Source organism: Pseudomonas sp. HN11 (assembly GCF_021390155.1).
Taxonomy (GTDB): domain Bacteria; phylum Pseudomonadota; class Gammaproteobacteria; order Pseudomonadales; family Pseudomonadaceae; genus Aquipseudomonas.
In genome coordinates this window covers 998,245-1,016,385 of record NZ_CP089985.1, presented here as the reverse complement: position 1 = coordinate 1,016,385, position 18,141 = coordinate 998,245, and the positions used below count along the sequence as shown (strand labels likewise).

Genomic DNA, 18,141 nt, shown 5'->3' with positions numbered 1-18,141 from the left:
CCTTTTTATTAGCGAATGTTTACTGGTACTGCGAGTACGGATTGCCCTGGAACTGGTTGTTCTGTTGTGGCGTCTGTTGCTGGGCACCTGGCTGACCGTACTGCTGGCCTGGAATCGGGCCGAGGTTCACTTCAACGCGACGGTTCTGGGCCCGGCCATTGACATCGGCATTGCTGGCAATCGGGTTATCGGGGCCGGCACCGCGCGCAGTCAGATTAGCGCCATTCACACCCTGAGACGTCAGGTAGTTCGCCACGCTCTGAGCACGGCGCTGTGACAGGTCCATGTTCAACTGGCGGCTACCCGTGCTGTCGGTGTAACCCACGATTTGGATGGTGTTCTGGTTGAACTGCTTTAGCGAGTTGGCCAGGTTGTTCAGCGGCTGGTAGAAGCTGCTGGAGATCGCGTCCGAGTTGGTCGCGAAGGTAATGTTGCCCGGCATGATCAGCTTGATCTGGTCACCCTGGCGCTGAACTTCAACCCCGGTATTGGCCATGCTTTCACGCAGTTTCTTTTCCTGCTGGTCGGCGTAGTAGCCGTAACCCGCAGCGCCGGCACCCGCAACGACGGCACCGATCAGCGCACCCTTGCCACGGTTGTTATGGTCAATCGCCGCACCGGCCAATGCACCGGCCAGGGCACCAAGGCCACCGTATTTGGCGGTCTTGCTCATCCCGCCAGACTCATTACTCGCCTGTCCCTGGCTGCTGCCGTCATAAGGGTTAGGTGATGCGCAGCCGGACAACAAGGCTACGGCGGTAGCGACAACAAGCAGACGACGCGAAGTGAACATGAAGGGAGCTCCTACTTTTGCATTCTATGGTGCAAAGGACATTGGCAATGGACCTGTGCCGAGTTTGGAACGCGACAAACGGTAAAAATTCCGTGACTGCGCAAACCGTAGCAGACGCACGCTGAACACGACCTGAGTTTTTGCTACAAGGTTTGCCTGTTATAGAACGCGCTCTGCCCGGCAATTATTCCTTCACGCACGCACAAAAGGGTTTTCGCGCATTTCATCACCCAATCGGGTATCCGGCCCATGACCGGTGACCACCGTTGCGCCCTCGTCCAGGGTGTACAGGCGTTGCTTGATCGAACGCACGATGGTGGCCTGGTCGCCGCCCCATAAATCAGTGCGCCCGATACCGCGACGGAACAGTGTGTCACCGGCAATCAGCAGCTTGGCATCGGCAAACCAGAAACTCATCGACCCCGGCGTGTGGCCGGGTGTGTGCAACGCCACGCCACAGCCGCAGGCCAACTCCTCATCATGTTCCAGCCAGCGATCCGGCGAAGGCACTGGGGTATAGGGCACGCGAAACATCTGGCATTGCATTTCCAGATTGTCCCAAAGGAATTGATCCTCTTTGTGCAAGTGCAAGGTGGCGCCGGTCTTCTCCTTCAACTGGCCCGACGCCAGGAAGTGATCCAGGTGAGCATGGGTATGAATGATGCTGACCACCTTGAGACCTAGGGCATCGAGGCGTGCCAGGATCAATTCATGGTTGCCGCCCGGATCGACCACGATGGCTTTCTTGCTGATCGGGTCGCCGATAATGGTGCAGTTGCACTGTAGGGGGCCTACGGGAAAGGTTTCGCGGATGAGGCTGTTATCTTGAGACCCCATGAATGCTCCGGTAATGTTGACGAAACGCCTGAAGTACTGTGAAAACGCTTAATGCCTGCTAATAACAGCGCGGCAACGTAATGGTTGAAGCGCTGTTAGTATATCCACTTGAACACACGCCCTCTTAATGCAGTGAGCAATTGCGCACTGTCAGAGCCACTGGGTCGTGCCACTCTGCCAGAAGAGAGCTTATGAATCTCACAAAGCTACGCCTTGAAAACTTCCGACGCTTTGCTGAGCTAGAGATAGATTTCGACCAGAAGCTGACGGTAATTGCCGCTCGCAACGGCCAAGGAAAAACCTCGATTCTTGAAGCGATTGCGACAGCCCTGGGACCGTTTGTCGGGGCATTCGACCACGGTGTGTCCAAGCATATCGAACGTACTGACGCTCGTTATGCAAGGGTTGGAGAGGGATTTGAAAACGTCCCGCAGTTCCCCGTTGTCGTCAGTGCCAAAATGGCGAAGCCGGACGTGGAATGGCAGCGGGCTTTGAATGGCCCTAAAAATCGTACAACAAACAAGGAGGCAGAACCCTTAGCTTTCTGGGGTAAAGAGTTTCAGTCCCTGGTACGTAAAAGCTCGGATGTTTCATTACCTGTCGTGCGCTATTACAGCTCGAGACGCCTTTGGGTTAGCCACAAAAATGTGTCTGGCAAAGCAATCCTGACCGAGAGTCGTACGGCAGGATACGAAGATTGCCTATCGGTTTTTTCGACGTTTGTTCAACTGCAGGAATGGATGAAAAAAGCCACACTCGCCTCCATCCAACAGAAGGAACAGTCAGGTTACGAAAAGTCCGATCTGGAACCACGGTTGCAAGGTATTAGAGATGCTGTCGATAAAATTCTGGTCGACGAGGGTTGGAGCGGGTTTCACTACAGTGTCGTTTTTGAAGAGCTCGCCATGTCTCACCCGGATCACGGCGCCCTTCCATTAAGCTTACTCAGTGATGGCGTACGCGCCATGATCACACTGGTAGCCGACCTCGCATTAAGATGCGCACGCTTGAATGGACACCTCAAACACAGAGCGCCACTTGAGACCAGGGGCATTGTGCTCATAGACGAGATCGATCTGCACCTTCACCCCGCATGGCAACAACGGGTCATGGCTAACCTGCGTAACGCCTTTCCAGAGATACAGTTCGTAGTGAGTACGCATAGCCCCCAGGTGCTCTCCACCGTTGAGCGCAAGAATATCCGCGTGGTTTTCCAAGACATGGCAGGGCAGTGGAAAGCCATCAGTCCGTCGCAGGAAGTCAAAGGTATAGAAAGCGCAGTCGCACTAAACGACATCATGGGCGTCAACCCCATTCCACCGGTCACTGAAGCTCGCTGGTTGGCGGACTACATCGCTGAAATTGAAGCGGGCAACCACGAAAGTGTTAGAGGAGCGGAATTACGCGACCGTCTCGTTAATTTCTATGGTTCCAACCATTCGGTCGTTTTGGATGCCGACAGATTGATACGTTTTCAAACCTTCAAGTTGAAAAAGCAATCAAACATCAAGGATTGATCGCCATGCTAAAACTGGATCGCGCTGCTGTGATCGCCCCAGCATGCCTCGCAGAGTATGACTATAACCAGCAAACATGGGATGACTTCCGCCGCCCATGCAAAAGACAATTACGGCACGCCTTATTTCAATTACAAGGTATCCCCGGAGTCACATCGGAGGAGGCCAAGGAATATGGATTACGATGCGCTTATTGCGAAAGTGCTATCTACCACAAAGGACATATCGAACACTTTCGACGAAAAAATCGAAAACACCCTAACGGTTACCCGGAGCTGACATTTGAATGGAATAATTTTTTTCTCGCTTGCGGTTCTACTCATCATTGCGGCCATTACAAGGACCGCCGTGACGCGCCCCTATACGACCCTGACATGCTCATCAAACCTGACGAGCATGACCCAGAATACTTCCTCTACTTCCATTCGACTGGAGAAGTACGCGCGAGGAGCAAGCTGAGTGAAGAAGAGGCACACTGCGCATCTGAAACAATTCGTGTGTTTGGTCTAGACAACAACGCACTTGAAGGCGCACGAGCGAATGCGGTGCGAAGCTACCGCAAGATCAACGACGGTGATTTGGCAGAACTTGCATCGTGGGACGAAGCTGATCGAGTCGCCTATTTACATGGAGAGATTGAGGCCACGCGCTGGCACCCCTACGCCACGACCATCAGGCATTTTTTGCAAGCATAGGCATGAGTGGACTGTTTTACTGCTCGACAACATCTGCCCTCTCACCCTAACAACCCCATTTCCTGTGCCCGAGCCACCGCTTGCGTACGACGCTCCACACCCAGCTTGCTGTTGATGTGGCTCGCGTGAGTCTTGACCGTGTGCAGTGAGATAAACAACCGGTTGCTGATCTCCTGATTGGAGCAACCCTGAGCGATCAATTGCAGCACCGCCAGCTCTCGGGCGCTCAATGTCTCATGAGTCGAAGCTGCCTCCACCACTGCAACCGCCGGTAACAGCGCCAGCAGGCTCTGGCTCAGCGGCCCATGGGGATCTTTGGCAAGCTGCTCGCGCATCCAGTCCGGGTGGGTTTCCAGCAATCGGTCGAAGGGTTGCAACGCGCCACCTGCCCCGGCCTCAAGGGCTTGGGCAAACACTGGACGCGCCTTTGCCTCCCGCCCCTCCCCCAGCAACAGTTGCACCCGCTGGGTCAGGGCCATCAGCGCGATCATCTGACGCCCACTGTTATGAGCCTGTATTGCCAACTCTTCGAGACGTTGCAACGCCGCCGCCGGCTGGTGGCGAGTCGCGTCCAACGCAGCCTGTTGAAGCCCGATGTGCTGCGGCAGGTGTGGGTGGAACTCCGGCGCGGCAGCGGCGTGTTCGCCATTGTAGGTTTGCCCCAGGCGGGTCAGCCAGGCGTCGGCCAGGTCGGTGCGGCCCTGGGCCAACCACAGCTCGCATTTGATCAGGGTGATCATCGCCAGGTAGTAGATCGGTGGCACGTCCCAGATATGCATCAGGCGTTCGGCCTCGGCGAGTTCGGCAAAGGCTTTGGCGAAGTCACCGCGGCGCCCTTCGAAACTAGCGATCACACAATGGCCGATCAACACGCTGATATCGCGGCAAGCGCGGGCTTCGGCAAGGCCGGCGCGCAGGCGTGCCAGCCCGGCCTCGGGCTGGAACCGCACCAGCAGCAAATAACCTTCATAGAGTGACAAGCGCGCGCGCACCGCGTACAGCCGCTGCGGTGCCAGGCCGTGCAAGCGTTGCAGGCCCTGGCGCACCTCATCCAAGGACCGCAGGATCTCGCCGCGCGCCTGCAAAACCCGCGCACGGTCATAATGGGCCAGGGCTTCGAACAAGGGGTTGCCGACGCGCTGCGCCAGCTCAAGGGATTCGCGGTTCAAGCCACGCGCACGCCACAGGTCGGCATCGACGATGGCCAGGTTGGACAGGGTCGACAAACACATCAGCCGCTGGCCGTAACGCCGTTGCGGCAAGCTTTCCAAGGCCTCGCCGCAGTAGCGTTGGGTCAACTCGCGATCGCCCCGGCCACGGGCAATGATCCCGCTCAGCGCCAGCCACTGCGCCAACATCGATTTCTGCGCAGTTGCCGACGGCGCCGGCAGGAAGCGGCTGAGATAACTGGACAGTTCTTCCGCCGCATCCAACTGGCAGGCCAGGCCCAAGGCCCAGCTGTAGAGCACGATCAAGCGCGGCGTGCTGATCAGCAGGCTGTCGGGCAAGTCCATTTTCCAGCGCAGCAACATGCCCACGTTCTGCTCGGCCAGCAATTGTTCTTCGGACAGGTTCTGCACCAGGTTGGCCGCCACATCCAGATGACCGGCGCGCAACGCCTGCTCCACCGCCTCATCGATCAAGCCCTGGGCATTGAACCAACGACACGCGCGCAAGTGCAGGCTGGCCGCCGGCAGCACGTTGCTGCTGGCGCGCCGCGTGCGCAGCAAATCAGAAAAAAGATGGTGATAACGGTACCAATGCCCCTGCTCGTCCAGCGGCACCAGGAACACTTGGTGTGCCTGCAGGTAACGCAGGATTTCGCCACTGTCGTGTGCTTCACGCACCGCGTCGCAGAGTTCGCTGCAGAAACGGTCCTGAGGGGCGGTGTCGTACAAAAACGCCTGCACGTCTGCCGGCAGGCAGTCGATGACTTCTTCCAGCAGGTAATCGCGGATCAGCCCCTCACCGCCGTGCAGGCTCTGCGGCAGGGCGCCGTCGCTGCCCGCTTCAGAAGCGGCCAGCAGCCAGAAACGCAAGCCGGCAACCCAGCCTTCGCTGCGACGGATCAGGTTATCCAGGGCCTCGCCGCGCAAAGAACTGCTATGGCGATCCAGCACCGCCAGTGATTCGTCGTGCGTCAGTCGCAGGTCCTGTTCATGCAGTTCCAGCAGATGACGCGACAACCGCAGCCGTGCCAGATGCCAGTCCGGCCGCTGGCGGCTGGTCACCAATACCACCAAACCATCAGGCAAATGATTGAGAAAAAATTGCAGGCAACGGTCAAGCACCGGCCCCTGGGTCAGATGGTAATCATCCAGCACCAACAGCAAGGGTGCGCGGGTGGACAGGTGCACAGCTAACTCGTCAAGCAGGCCATCCAGCCATTCTTCAAAAGCAAAAGGTTGGTGACGTTGGCGCATTTTCAGCAGGCCCAGGGATTGGGCGCCGAGTTGCGGGAAGAATTGCTGCAAACCGTCGAGCAGGCGCTCGAGGAAACGCCCTGGGTCGTTGTCCCGAGGGCTCAGGCCCAGCCACAGGCTTTGCCAATGGGCCGGCAGGCTCTGGCAGAACTCCACCGCCAACGAACTCTTGCCGAACCCAGCCGGTGCGCTGACCAGCAGCAACCGCCCTTCCAGACCTGCGCTCAGGCGCTCGCACAGGCGCGGGCGCAGCACATAACCATCAGGCAGAGGTGGCCTGTAGAAGCGACCTTCCAGCGTCGGGATTACCGTACTAGCAGGCCCTTGGATTCGGGACAGATCAGTCATCGCCGGGCTCTTGTAGAAGGCTGTGGTCGGCATTGCAGATCTGCGCAGACTAGCGGTAAAAACGGCGGGTTTGTAGATCTTTGCGACATTTGCCTGAAAAAGAACTGCGACAAAAAAATACGCATACAAAAAAGCCCCGAACCGGTCGGGGCTTCTTTGCGAGGATGCGGCCTCGGTCAACGCGGGTTAGCGAACGCCGTCCTGGCGCAGGGCCGCCGGCGTGAAGTCGCTGGTGCTGGCGGTGAAGCCGAAGTCATACGCCTGCTTCTCTTCGTTCTTCATGCCCAGCGCCAGGTAGCGGCCAGACTGCAGGTCGTAGAGGGTTTCCAGGGCGTACCACGGCACTTGCTTGTCGTAGTAGTTCTCGGCATGGGCTTCGGCGACGCGCCACAGTTGGCCACGACCGTCGTAGTGGTCGATCACCGCTGCCTGCCAGGTGTCTTCGTCGATGTAGAAGTCACGTTTGGCGTAGATGTGGCGCTGGCCCTCCTTCAAGGTGGCGACGACGTGCCAGACGCGGCGCAGCTCGTAGCGAGTCAGGTCCTGGTTGATGTGGCCGGCCTTGATGATGTCGGCGTATTTGAGCTTCGGATCGTCGATCTTGTAGCTGTTGGAGGCGATGTAGATCTCTTTCTTGCCTTCCAGCTTCCAGTCGTAGCGATCCGGTGCACCGTTGTACATGTCGAGGTTGTCGGAGGTCCGCAGGCCGTCGGCGGCGGTGCCCGGGCCGTCATAGGACACTTGCGGCGCCCGACGCACGCGGCGCTGGCCGGCGTTGTAGACCCACGCAGAACGCGGTTCCTTCACCTGGTCCAGGGTTTCGTGCACCAGCAGTACACCACCGGCCAGACGGGCCGGCGCCGTCACTTGCTGCTTGAAGTAGAACAGCACGTTGCCCGGGTTTTTCGGGTCGAAGTCTTTCATCTTGTCGCGGAACACGAACTGGTCGCGGAAGTACACCAGGCTGTAGGAACCGTTGGTCTGCGGCGTAGCCTGGGTCACCAGGCGGGTCACGCTGCCACCGCGATAGCGGGTGATGTGGTTCCAGATCACTTCCACGCCGCTTTTCGGGATCGGGAACGGCACGGCGGTTTCGAAATTTTCCAGGCCGTTACCGCCAGACACCAGGTTGGTGTTGGTGGCGTTCTTCTTGATGGAGGCAAACACATCCGCTGGCACCGTGGCACCGCGATGGGTCGGGTAGACCGGCATCCTGAAGGTTTCCGGGTAACGCTTGAACATCGCGTACTGCCCCGGCGCCAGCTTGTCTTTGTACTGCTCGACATTCGCCGCAGTGATGGTGAATTGCGGTTGCTCACTGGCGTAAGGGTTGGCCAGGAACCCACGGGCGTCAACAGCGCCGGCGTTGGTTGGCAGCGGCGACCATTTTGGAATGGTGCCCGCCGCGTTACCGGCCATTTCCGCGCCCATCGGCGTCAGGGTCGTGCCCAGCTTGGCGGCTTCATCCGCCGACACTGCCGCCATGACGTTGCTCGCCAGGATCGACAGCCCAAGCACACCCACGTGCAACAGACTTTTGGTTATTTTCATGTTCTGGTCTTCCTGAAATGCGTGTGCTTAGAAGTTGGCGCCGAAGCTCAACGCGACGAAGTCGCGGTCATCCACCGTACTGAACTTGCCACCAAAGAAGTTGGTGTAGGCCAGGCTGGCGGTGTAGGTGTTTTGATACTCGGCATCCAGGCCCAGGCTGACCGCCTTGCGACCTTCTTCGAAGTTACCGCCTGGGCCTGGCGAGTAACCTTTGACGTCATGGGACCACGCCACGTTTGGCTTGAGGTTGACGCCGGCGAACACATCCGGGTATTCCCAGATGGCGCGAGCGCGGTAGCCCCAGGAGGTGGCGGTGGTGTAACCGTCGTTGTTGCAGTTGGTGTTCAGACCTGCCGCATTGGGCAGACCGGCGCCGGTGGCCGTCGAGTTGTTGAGGGCGTTGCAGAACCCGCCTGGCAGGCTACCTGGACCAAACACCGGATCACGACCGTAACGGGCCTCGGACTTGCTTTCCAGGCCGCCCACATGGGTCACACCAATCTCACCGACGGTGGTCAAGCGGCTGGCGCCCATCACCTGATCGAAGAAATGCGTGAAGGTTGTCTGGAACTGAGTCACTTCCTTGCGGTTATAGCCATGCAGGTCCTGGCCAGGCGTCCCTTTCAGCACGGACGCATTGCCAAAGCCCGGAATGGGCGTGACACCGGCATACAGGATGTCAGTCGTGCTCAGTTGCACCGGCGCATTCGGCCGGTAGCTCAACTCACCGCTCCAGGCCGTGCCCGTAGGTAGCGTGGTGGAGAAGCTCAGACCGTAGAGGCGGATATCTTCCGGGTACTCGACGAAGTAGTTCGAGCTACCGGCCACGATCAGCGGACGCAGCGCAGCCAGCGGCCCCAACGGACGGGTATAAGCCGAGGACGGTGCACCTTGCGCACTGAAGATCGGCGCACGGCTGTGGTAATTCATGAAGTACGCGCCGAACTCGGTATCCAGCGGTTCGAAGTTGTAATGCATGGCCACGCCGAACTGGCCACTGTCCCGCGCATCACGGTCAGGGCCACGACGCACCAGTACGCCTTCGTTATTGACGTCTACACCCAGGGCATTCAAGGTCGGGAACGCAGCGCCCGGAATGGTTGAGCGCTTGTTGAGAACTCGCAGGTTATTGTCGCAACCGTCTGAGATCACGTCCGGCTGCGAGAAAAACGTCCCGCAGTTGTCCGTAACGGTCTGGTCCCACTCCAATTGGTAAAAAGCTTCAGCCGACAAGTTATCCGTCAGCGTCTGTGACACATAGAACATGTTGACCGGAATCAAGCCCTCCTTGATTTCAGCCCCCGGACGCCGGAACGCTGACACGTCGATCGGGTTGATGGAGTTGATACCGCCGCCGATGAAGGTACTTTCACCCCAGCTCACCACCTGCTTGCCGAAGCGCACGTTACCCGGCAAATCGGCAATGTTGTAGTTGTGGTAGATGAAGGCATCGAGAATCTGCCCACCGGATGACTTGGCACCTTCCTTGCGATTGCTGTCGCTGATGTCTTTGAACTCACGGCTTTCGTCTTTCAACTCAAAGTCATACCAGTACTTGCCACGTACAAATACACCGGTATCGCCGTACTTCAGCTCCAGATCATGAATGCCTTTGAAGATCTTCGAGAAGGTCTCACCGCGCTTGAAGTTTAGGTGACCGTCATCGGAAGTCTGGGACAGGCCACGACCACCGTTATTTGCACCAATCAGGTCTTTGTTGGGCTTGGCCGTCGACCAGCTCGCACCCACGGAAAGCGACGAGTCAAAACTCCCTTCGATTTCACCGATATTGAAACTGACGCCGAATGCGGGCCCGGCGAGCGTAGAAGCGAGACTGACGGCCAGGGGCAGTCTTGCCCGGCGCCAGAACTGGTTTACTGAGGTCATCGACGCTACTCCATGTGCATTTTATTGTTATGGCAGTGAGTTCTTTCTGTGATGCATGTAACGGCCGGAATACAACGATTCCAATGCCGCTCGGCAGTCGAGCCCCCATGGCCCGTAGCGGAACATCCGTGAAAAACTCTGGAAGGGACTATAGCCAGCAGGGGGTAGTGCTTGATCCCTCTAAAGTGTGATTTGCATCACCGACCCGTCTGCCACGACCCTTTCGCCACGTCGGCGAAGGCCGACGCGGCAAGGATGGCTGAAAATCGGCAAATCACAAGTGAAGGCGCGAGATAGAGCATTGCCGTGCCACATGGCCACGGCAAACCGGCTCAGAGAGTGGACAGGAAGGTGCTGTTGTTGGCCTGCCATTCGATGATGTCGATACGGATACGTTTTTTATCGAGTTTTCCTACGCTCGTCTTGGGAATTTCCGTAACAACGGCGATCTGGCTTGGAATCGCCCACTTGCTCAAGTGGCCCAGCTCCACGAACGGCTTGAGGTGTTCCTTGAGCTCGCGAGCCCCTATCACATGGCCATCACGCACCACCAGCAAGGCAAACGGGCGCTCGCCCCATTGCGGATCAGCGATGCCCACCACCGCTACTTCGCGTACCGCCGGGTGACGGCTGACCAGGTCTTCAAGAGCCAGGGAGGAGATCCACTCGCCGCCGGTCTTGATCACATCCTTGATACGGTCGCGGATGTCGATCACCCCGAAGGCGTCCAGCGTGGCGACGTCGCCGGTGTGCATCCAGCCGCCTTCCCACAGCTCGGCGCCCTTCTGCGGCTCATTGAAATAGCCTTCGCTGAGCCACGGCGCGCGCAGCACCAACTCGCCCTGAGACTCGCCATCGGCAGGCAGGAAGTTGCCGTCGCCGTCGATGATCGCCGCTTCCACCAAAGGCCCGGGCACACCGGCCTTGATGCGGTACGTGGTGCGCTCATCCTCGGTGCCGGCCATCAGCTCTTCGTTGAGGTGGGCGCAGGACACCAGCGGCCCGGTCTCGGACATGCCGTAGGCGGCAGTCAACTGAATGCCACGGGCCTTGGACGCTTCGTAGAGCGAACGGTTGAGCGCACTGCCGCCGATGACGATTTTCCAGCCACCGAAATCCACATCCTGGGCAGCCTTGGCGTTGAGCACCATCTGCAGGATGGTCGGCACGCAGTGGGAGAAGGTAACCTTTTCCTTGCGCCACAGCTCCACCAGGTATTCCGGGTCATAGCGGCCGGGGTAAACCTGCTTCAAGCCCAGCATGGTCGCCACATACGGCAAGCCCCAGGCGTGCACGTGGAACATGGGCGTGATCGGCATGTACACATCGTTGGTGCCCAGCAACCGTACGCTGTCGACGCTGCCCATGATGGTCGCCACGCTGATGGTGTGCAGCACCAATTGGCGGTGGGTGAAATACACCCCCTTGGGGTTGCCGGTGGTGCCGGTGGTGTAGAAGGTGGTGGCGACGGAGTGTTCGTCGAAATCCTGGAAGTCATACTTTGGGCTGGCGGCGGCGAGCAGGGTTTCGTACTCGCCCACCAGATTGGGCAGCTCGGCGGTCTTGGATTCGCCATCGGTGAGCAGCAGGGTCTTGTCAACGGTGGTCAGTTGCCCGGCAATGGCCTGGTAAAGCCCCACGAACTCGCTGTTGACCAGCACAAAGCGGTCCTCGGCGTGGTTCATGGTGTAGAGGATCTGTTCCGGCGACAGGCGCACGTTGATGGTGTGGATCACCGCGCCAATCATCGGGATGGCGAACATGCATTCCAGGTAGCGATGGCTGTCCCAGTCCATCACGGCGACGGTATCACCGGCCTTGACACCCGCCTCAGTCAGCACATTGGCCAGCCGTGCGACCCGCTCGATCAGGGTCGGGTAGGTGTAGCGCAGTTTGTCGCGGTAGACGATTTCCCGGGTCTTCTCGTAACGGGTGCCGGACATCAACAGGCGTTTGATCAACAGCGGGTATTGGTACGCACCTTCGGCGGGTGGAATGACGCGGGTCTGCAACATACGAATCCCTTTAATGACTGCACGGTCTTGGCTGAAAGAACTGCACTGTAGAGCGCTAATGTTTCAGCCAAATCAGCCAAAGGAATGATTTGCAGACCCCAATGAATGCTAGCTTTGCGCCAGCATCCGGCCTATTTCATGCTGGTGAAGGCCAGTTTCACGCCAATGGCAATCAACACCGCGCCCATGGTCCGATCGAACCAGTGCCCCATCCGCGCAAACCCGGCGCGCACGCGCTGCTGGCTGAACAGCATCGCCACCAGGCAGAACCACAGCGCCGTCGCCACCGCCAGGTACACGCCGTAACCGGCCTGGATCGCCAGGGGCGTGTCCGGGTTGATCACCACGGTGAACAACGACAGGAAGAACAGCGTGGCCTTGGGGTTCAAGCCATTGGTTACGAAACCGGCAGTGAAGGCGCCACGCGGGGTGCGCTCGCCGGCTTCGCGATGCAACTCGCCTTCGGCGGCAGGCTTGGCCGGTTGCGCGCGCAGGGCTTTGAAACCGATGTACAACAGGTAGGCCGCCGCCGCCCACTTGAGCGCGTTAAACAGCACGATGGACTGGGACACGATCAAGCCGATACCGAGCAACGAATACCCCACGTGCAGGAAAATCGCCGAGCCGACGCCCAGTGCAGTCCAGGTCCCGGCGCGGCGGCCGTGAGTGACACTCTCACGCACCACCACCGCGAAATCCGGGCCGGGGCTGGCCACCGCCAACAAGTGAATCAGGGCTACGGTCAAAAATTCGGCGGCGTACATGCTCACTCCAATTAAGTAACTGATTATTTCATCTGATAGGCTCGAAAGATTACGCCTTCGAACCCTGTCGCAAAAGGTACAGTTGATGACGAACAATCGCCGCGCCGTCTTCCTTGATCACCCGTCCCTGGACCTGGGGGACCTCGACCTCAGTGAGCTGCGAGGCAGCTTCAGCGAGCTGCAGTTGTTTACCGACACCACGGCGCAGAACGTGATCGAACGCGTGCAAGGCGCCCACGTGGTCATCAGCAACAAGATCGCCCTCAGCGCCGAAACCCTGGCGACCTGCGCGGAACTCAAGCTGATCCTGGTCTCGGCCACCGGCACCAACAATGTCGACCTGCAAGCCGCCCGCGCCCGTGGCATCACCGTGAGCAACTGCCAGGGCTATGGCACGCCGTCGGTGGCGCAGCACACGATCATGCTGTTGCTCAACCTGGCGACGCGCTTTAAGGATTATCAACGGGATGTCAGCGCCGGCAAGTGGCAGGAGGCCAAACAGTTCTGCCTGCTGGACCACCCGATTGTCGAGCTGGAAGGTAAGACCCTCGGCCTGCTCGGCCACGGTGAATTGGGCGGCGCAGTCGCGCGACTGGCTGAAGCGTTCGGCATGCGTGTCCTGCTCGGCGCTATCCCTGGCCGCCCGGCCCGCGCTGACCGCGTGCCGCTGGATGAACTGCTGGCCCAGGTGGACGCACTCACCCTGCACTGCCCGCTCAACGAACACACCCGCGACTTTATCGGCGCCCGCGAGCTGGCGCTGCTCAAGCCTGGGGCGTTTGTGGTCAACACGGCGCGCGGTGGTTTGATCAACGAACAGGCCCTGGCGGACGCCTTGCGCAGCGGCCATCTGGGCGGCGCGGCCACCGATGTACTGAGCGTGGAACCGCCGGTCAACGGCAACCCACTGCTGGCCGGCGATATCCCGCGGCTGATCGTTACCCCGCATAACGCCTGGGGCAGTCGTGAAGCCCGCCAGCGCATCGTCGGCCAACTGGCGGAAAACGCCCGTGGCTTTTTCGACGGCGCCCCGCTGCGCGTCGTCAGTTGATAAACTGCGCCCCTTTTCAAGGAGCAGACCATGGATCCGCGCAGTGAAGTACTGCTTCGTCAGGCCGAACTTTTTCAAGGCAACCTGCTGTTGGTGGGCTTGCCTGCCGACGACCTGCTGGGTCGCCTGCCCAGCGCCCACGGTTGGTGCTGGCATGCCGGCGATCAGGCGGCACTCGATGCACGCTTCCCCGAGCGCAGCCAATTCGGCGTGAACGTGCCCGAGCGGGCATTTGATGCGGCAGTGATCTTTCTGCCCAAGTCCAAGGACCTCACCGACTACCTGCTCAACGCCGTAGCTTCGCGCTTGCCCGGCGCCGAGCTGTTTTTGGTCGGCGAGAAGAAAGCCGGGATCGAAAGCGCCGCCAAACAGCTGATCCCCTTCGGCAAACCACGCAAGCTCGACAGCGCGCGGCATTGCCAGCTATGGCAGATCACCGTGGCCAATGCCCCCCAAACGGTCGAACTGGAGAGCCTTGCGCAGGTCTTCGACGTGCCGCTGGCCGAGGGTCCGCTTAAAGTGGTGAGTTTGCCGGGCGTGTTCAGCCACGGGCGTCTGGATCGTGGCACCGAGCTGCTGCTGGAGCACCTGGACAAGCTGCCGAGCGGCCATCTGCTGGACTTCGGTTGTGGCGCCGGCGTGTTGGGGGCTGCGGTCAAACGTCGCTATCCGCATAACACTGTGACCCTGTTGGACGTGGATGCATTTGCCGCCGCCAGCAGTCGCTTGACCCTGGCCGCCAATGGTCTGGAGGCCGAGGTGTTGACCGGTGATGGCATCGATGCAGCACCGCTGGGTTTGAACGCGATTTTGAGCAACCCACCGTTCCATGTCGGCGTGCATACCGATTATTTCGCCACCGAGAATCTGCTGCGAAAAGCGGCGAAACACCTGGCAAAAGGCGGCGAACTCCGTTTGGTTGCCAACAGCTTCCTGAAGTACCAACCGCTGATCGAAGAGCACCTGGGCGTGTGCGCGATCAAGGCCGAGGGCAATGGTTTTCGCATCTACCGTGCAAAGCGCGGCTGACGGGCGTTTGAAAAAGAAGGCTTGCCGAATGGATTTTGCCTAGGCAAAATCCGCTCCGTCCTAGGGGAGTAGTCTCCCACGAGCGCCACGCTCGTCCGGCATACGTCAACATACTTGGTCAGCAGACCATGGCGTATGCGACCCAGGAGTCCGCACAGACGGACCGGGGTTTGACAAGACCTATGACACGCACACCTTACCCGGGGCGGGAAGGCTGTACGTGTCATAGCCGTGTCGACCCGCCCCTGGAAACCTACCTGATGCTGGATTCATTACTCGTTCCTACCGCAATCGTTGCCTTGGCCGAAATCGGCGACAAGACGCAGCTGCTCGCGCTCATACTTGCCGCACGCTTTCGCAAACCCTGGCCAATCATCGCCGGCATCGTCGCCGCGACCCTGGCCAACCATGCGGCCGCCGGTGCCGTAGGGGCCTGGTTCGGCAGTTTCTTCTCGGATGCGGTGTTGCACTGGATCCTCGCGGCGAGCTTCTGCGCCACGGCGTTGTGGACCCTGGTGCCGGACAAACTCGACGATGACGAAGCCAGCACCACACGTAAATTCGGCCCGTTCCTGACCACGCTGATCGCGTTCTTCCTGGCGGAAATCGGTGACAAGACACAGATCGCCACGGTGATGCTGGCGGCCCAGTACCCGGAGTTGTGGCTGGTGATTATCGGGACGACCCTAGGCATGCTGATTGCCAACGTGCCGGTGGTGTTGGCGGGGAATTTTGCGGCGGAGAAACTGCCGTTGACCTTGATTCGTCGACTGGCGGCTTCGGCGTTTTTTATCCTGGCGATTGTGGCGGTGTACAAGGCCATGCAGAGCAGCGGGTGGATCTAAATCGATGAGGGTTCCCATGCCTGGCATGGAAACCCTCAACCCTTCAGGACTTTTTGGCCTGCTGGTACAGCGGCATCACCTTCGGAATCGCCGCCTGCAACGAGGCGATTCGACTGTCGGACGCTGGGTGAGTGCTCATGAACTCCGGCGGCGCGCCTTCCGAAGCCTTGGCCATCTTGTTCCACAGCGTAATGGCGGCGTTCGGGTTGTAGCCGGCGCGGGCCGACAGTTCCAGGCCGATCAGGTCGGCTTCGTTTTCATTGCTGCGGCTGTTGGGCAAGGTCATGCCGTAGTTGGCCACGGTATCGGCCAGTGCCAGACTGTCCTGGCCGAGACCGAACAACGCACCGGCGCCCTGCTTGGCCATCTCGATTCCGTAGGCCTTGGACATGGCTTCACGGCCGTGTTCACGCAAGGCGTGGGCAATTTCATGGCCCATCACGGCGGCCAACTCGTCATCGGTGAGCTTGAGGTTGTCGATCAAGGCGCTGTACACGAAGATCTTGCCGCCAGGCCCGCAATTGGCGTTCATCTCGTCGCTCTTGATCAGGTTCACTTCCCACTTCCACTGCGCCGCATCCGCACGGAACGTCGGCGCCTGGGCGATCAAGCGGTTAGCGATGGCCTGCACGCGCTTGGCGTTGGCACTGGTCTTGTCTACCTGGCCCTTGCTATTGGCTTCGCCCAGCGTTTGCTGGTACGACTGAGCATACATCTGGTCGACTTCCTGGCTCGACAGCATGCTGAACATGTACTGCTTGCGCTCAACCCCAACGGCGCCGCCGCTGGTGGTGTTGACCGACTGACAACCGGCCAGCAGCATCGCCGCAACCAAACCACTTATTACCAATGATTTTTTCATCAACACTCTCCCTGAAAAGGCACGCCCTGAAAACATGGCGCGTATCGTAGGCGCACATTTGTAACGGCGCCAGATACACCAGACGTGTAACCGCTGATTTTCCGATACATCTCACACCCCGCCAGCGGCATCGAACATTCCGTTTACGACACATGACACTATTTTTGCCGGCTCCTCCCTCATGCCCATCCTGCCCCTGGCCGATACACAAAACAGGCCTCCTCTCCTGTGCCCGGAGCTTTCATGAAATTCAAGTCGATCCAATTTTCTGTCGCGGCACTGGCCGGGGCCATTGTCCTGAGCGTGGTTGCAGTGCTGGTGCTGTATGCCTTGTTTGCCGGGGCGCGGACCCAAGAGATGGTGCAGGATCGCACCCAGGTGCAGTTCGAACAAATTATCGAGCAACGCCTGACCGCCCTGGCGCAAACCCAGGCCACCTTGATCCAGCGCGAGCTTGAAGCGCCGCTGGTGACCGCCAAGAGCCTGGCCACCGCCAACGCCCTGCTCGGCATGAAAAACGGCAAGGGCGAACCGGCCCTGCAAGTCAGCCGCGAGCAGCTGATCAACCTGCTGCACGAGACCGTGGTGCGCAACCCGAAGATCCTCGGCGCCTACATTGGCTGGGAGCCCAACGCGATCGATCACAATGACGCCGCTTATGTAAACAGTCCCATTGTCGGCATGGCCGCAGACGGTCGCTTCCTGCCATGGTGGTATCGCAACGCCGATGGCAGCCTGGGCCTGGACAAGCTCGCCGACGTCAAAGACCAGAACATCCTCTCCACCGGCGTGCGCGCCAGTGAGTACTACCTGTGCTCCAAAGAAACCCAAAAGGCCTGCGCCATCGATCCCGCCCCTTATAAGGTGGGCAACGCGATGGTGATGCTGGCTTCGTTCATCGAGCCGATCATGATCGACGGCACCTTCCAAGGCATCGTCGGTGCCGACCTTTCGGTGAACTTCATCCAGGACATGCTCACCAGCGCCGATCAAAAACTCTACAACGGTGCCGGTGAACTGGCGCTGATCTCCAGCAACGGCCGCCTGGTGGCCTACACCAAGGACGCCGGCAAGCTTGGCGAGAAGGTCAGCGACCTGCTCGACAGCAACGAACTGGCCAACCTCGGCCAGCTGAAAATCGGCGAGGTCCGCTACGACATCGACAAGGAGCACGGGCATATCGAGTTGTTCCTGCCGTTCAACATCGGCCAGACCGATGCGCGCTGGACCTTGATGATGCAACTGCCGCTGAGTGCGGTAATGGCTGACTCGCAGAAACTGCAAAGCGACCTGGAAGCCCAGCGCAAGACCGACATTTTCGGCATGACCATCGCCGGACTGTTGATTGCCGGTATCGGCCTGCTGGTGATCTGGCTGGTGGGCCACGGCATCGCCCGGCCACTCAAGCAAATGGTCGCCATGCTCAATGATATCGCCCAGGGCGAAGGCGACCTCACCCGGCGCCTGACCAGTGATCGCGCCGATGAACTGGGCGCGATTGCCGCCGGTTTCAACACCTTCCTG

Annotated in this window: 13 protein-coding genes, 1 pseudogene and 1 riboswitch; of the genes and pseudogenes, 6 read left to right on the top strand and 8 right to left on the bottom strand. The window is 59.4% G+C overall.

Annotation, left to right across the window (positions count from 1 at the left end):
* Positions 1 to 19: 19 nt before the first annotated feature.
* Positions 20 to 793, bottom strand: coding sequence for an OmpA family protein (locus tag LVW35_RS04600; RefSeq protein WP_233893945.1), 774 nt, complete (start codon positions 791 to 793; stop codon positions 20 to 22).
* Between the two features lie 192 nt (positions 794 to 985).
* Entirely contained in the window at positions 986 to 1,630 is a 645-nt protein-coding gene (locus LVW35_RS04595; protein WP_233893944.1) for an MBL fold metallo-hydrolase, read from the bottom strand.
* Positions 1,631 to 1,821: 191 nt separating this feature from the next.
* On the opposite strand from LVW35_RS04595, the gene LVW35_RS04590 reads away from it, so the two are divergent.
* Together LVW35_RS04590 and LVW35_RS04585 are read left to right on the top strand one after the other, a co-directional pair.
* Positions 1,822 to 3,147, top strand: a complete 1,326-nt coding sequence (locus LVW35_RS04590; protein ID WP_233893943.1) for an AAA family ATPase — start codon at positions 1,822 to 1,824, stop codon at positions 3,145 to 3,147.
* Positions 3,148 to 3,152: 5 nt separating this feature from the next.
* Positions 3,153 to 3,842, top strand: a complete 690-nt coding sequence (locus LVW35_RS04585) for a retron system putative HNH endonuclease (RefSeq protein ID WP_233893941.1) — start codon at positions 3,153 to 3,155, stop codon at positions 3,840 to 3,842.
* Between the two features lie 41 nt (positions 3,843 to 3,883).
* Here the strand turns inward: LVW35_RS04585 and LVW35_RS04580 are convergent, their stop codons facing one another.
* From LVW35_RS04580 to LVW35_RS04560, 5 genes are all read right to left on the bottom strand, one after another.
* Positions 3,884 to 6,613: a LuxR C-terminal-related transcriptional regulator gene (locus LVW35_RS04580; RefSeq protein WP_233893939.1), complete on the bottom strand. Its 2,730-nt coding sequence runs from the start codon at positions 6,611 to 6,613 to the stop codon at positions 3,884 to 3,886.
* 186 nt (positions 6,614 to 6,799) lie between these two features.
* Positions 6,800 to 8,164 (bottom strand): DUF1329 domain-containing protein, encoded by a 1,365-nt coding sequence (locus tag LVW35_RS04575; protein WP_233893938.1) that lies wholly within the window; start codon positions 8,162 to 8,164, stop codon positions 6,800 to 6,802.
* Positions 8,165 to 8,191: 27 nt separating this feature from the next.
* On the bottom strand, positions 8,192 to 10,051 hold the full coding sequence (locus tag LVW35_RS04570) for a DUF1302 domain-containing protein (RefSeq protein WP_233893937.1): 1,860 nt from the start codon (positions 10,049 to 10,051) through the stop codon (positions 8,192 to 8,194).
* 332 nt (positions 10,052 to 10,383) lie between these two features.
* Complete coding sequence (locus tag LVW35_RS04565) at positions 10,384 to 12,066, bottom strand: fatty acid--CoA ligase (RefSeq protein WP_233893936.1); 1,683 nt, start codon at positions 12,064 to 12,066, stop codon at positions 10,384 to 10,386.
* 131 nt (positions 12,067 to 12,197) lie between these two features.
* Positions 12,198 to 12,830: a LysE family translocator gene (locus tag LVW35_RS04560; RefSeq protein WP_233893935.1), complete on the bottom strand. Its 633-nt coding sequence runs from the start codon at positions 12,828 to 12,830 to the stop codon at positions 12,198 to 12,200.
* 85 nt (positions 12,831 to 12,915) lie between these two features.
* Here LVW35_RS04560 and LVW35_RS04555 point away from each other — a divergent pair, with 85 nt between their 5' ends.
* The 3 genes from LVW35_RS04555 to LVW35_RS04545 all read left to right on the top strand — a co-directional run bounded on the left by LVW35_RS04555 (position 12,916) and on the right by LVW35_RS04545 (position 15,755).
* Positions 12,916 to 13,881 carry a 2-hydroxyacid dehydrogenase gene (locus tag LVW35_RS04555; RefSeq protein ID WP_233893934.1) on the top strand — a complete coding sequence of 322 codons (966 nt, stop codon included), beginning with the start codon at positions 12,916 to 12,918 and terminating at the stop codon, positions 13,879 to 13,881.
* A gap of 30 nt (positions 13,882 to 13,911) precedes the next feature.
* On the top strand, positions 13,912 to 14,910 hold the full coding sequence (locus tag LVW35_RS04550; RefSeq protein ID WP_233893933.1) for a class I SAM-dependent methyltransferase: 999 nt from the start codon (positions 13,912 to 13,914) through the stop codon (positions 14,908 to 14,910).
* A 50-nt stretch (positions 14,911 to 14,960) separates the two neighbouring features.
* Positions 14,961 to 15,082, top strand: a riboswitch (yybP-ykoY riboswitch).
* Positions 15,083 to 15,170: 88 nt separating this feature from the next.
* Positions 15,171 to 15,755, top strand: a complete 585-nt coding sequence (locus LVW35_RS04545) for a TMEM165/GDT1 family protein (RefSeq protein WP_016978300.1) — start codon at positions 15,171 to 15,173, stop codon at positions 15,753 to 15,755.
* 43 nt (positions 15,756 to 15,798) lie between these two features.
* Here LVW35_RS04545 and LVW35_RS04540 read toward each other — a convergent pair whose 3' ends face one another.
* Positions 15,799 to 16,617 (bottom strand): M48 family metallopeptidase, encoded by an 819-nt coding sequence (locus LVW35_RS04540; protein ID WP_233893931.1) that lies wholly within the window; start codon positions 16,615 to 16,617, stop codon positions 15,799 to 15,801.
* A gap of 243 nt (positions 16,618 to 16,860) precedes the next feature.
* On the opposite strand from LVW35_RS04540, the pseudogene LVW35_RS29070 reads away from it, so the two are divergent.
* Positions 16,861 to 18,141 (top strand): annotated as a pseudogene (locus LVW35_RS29070) (HAMP domain-containing protein); the annotation flags it as partial.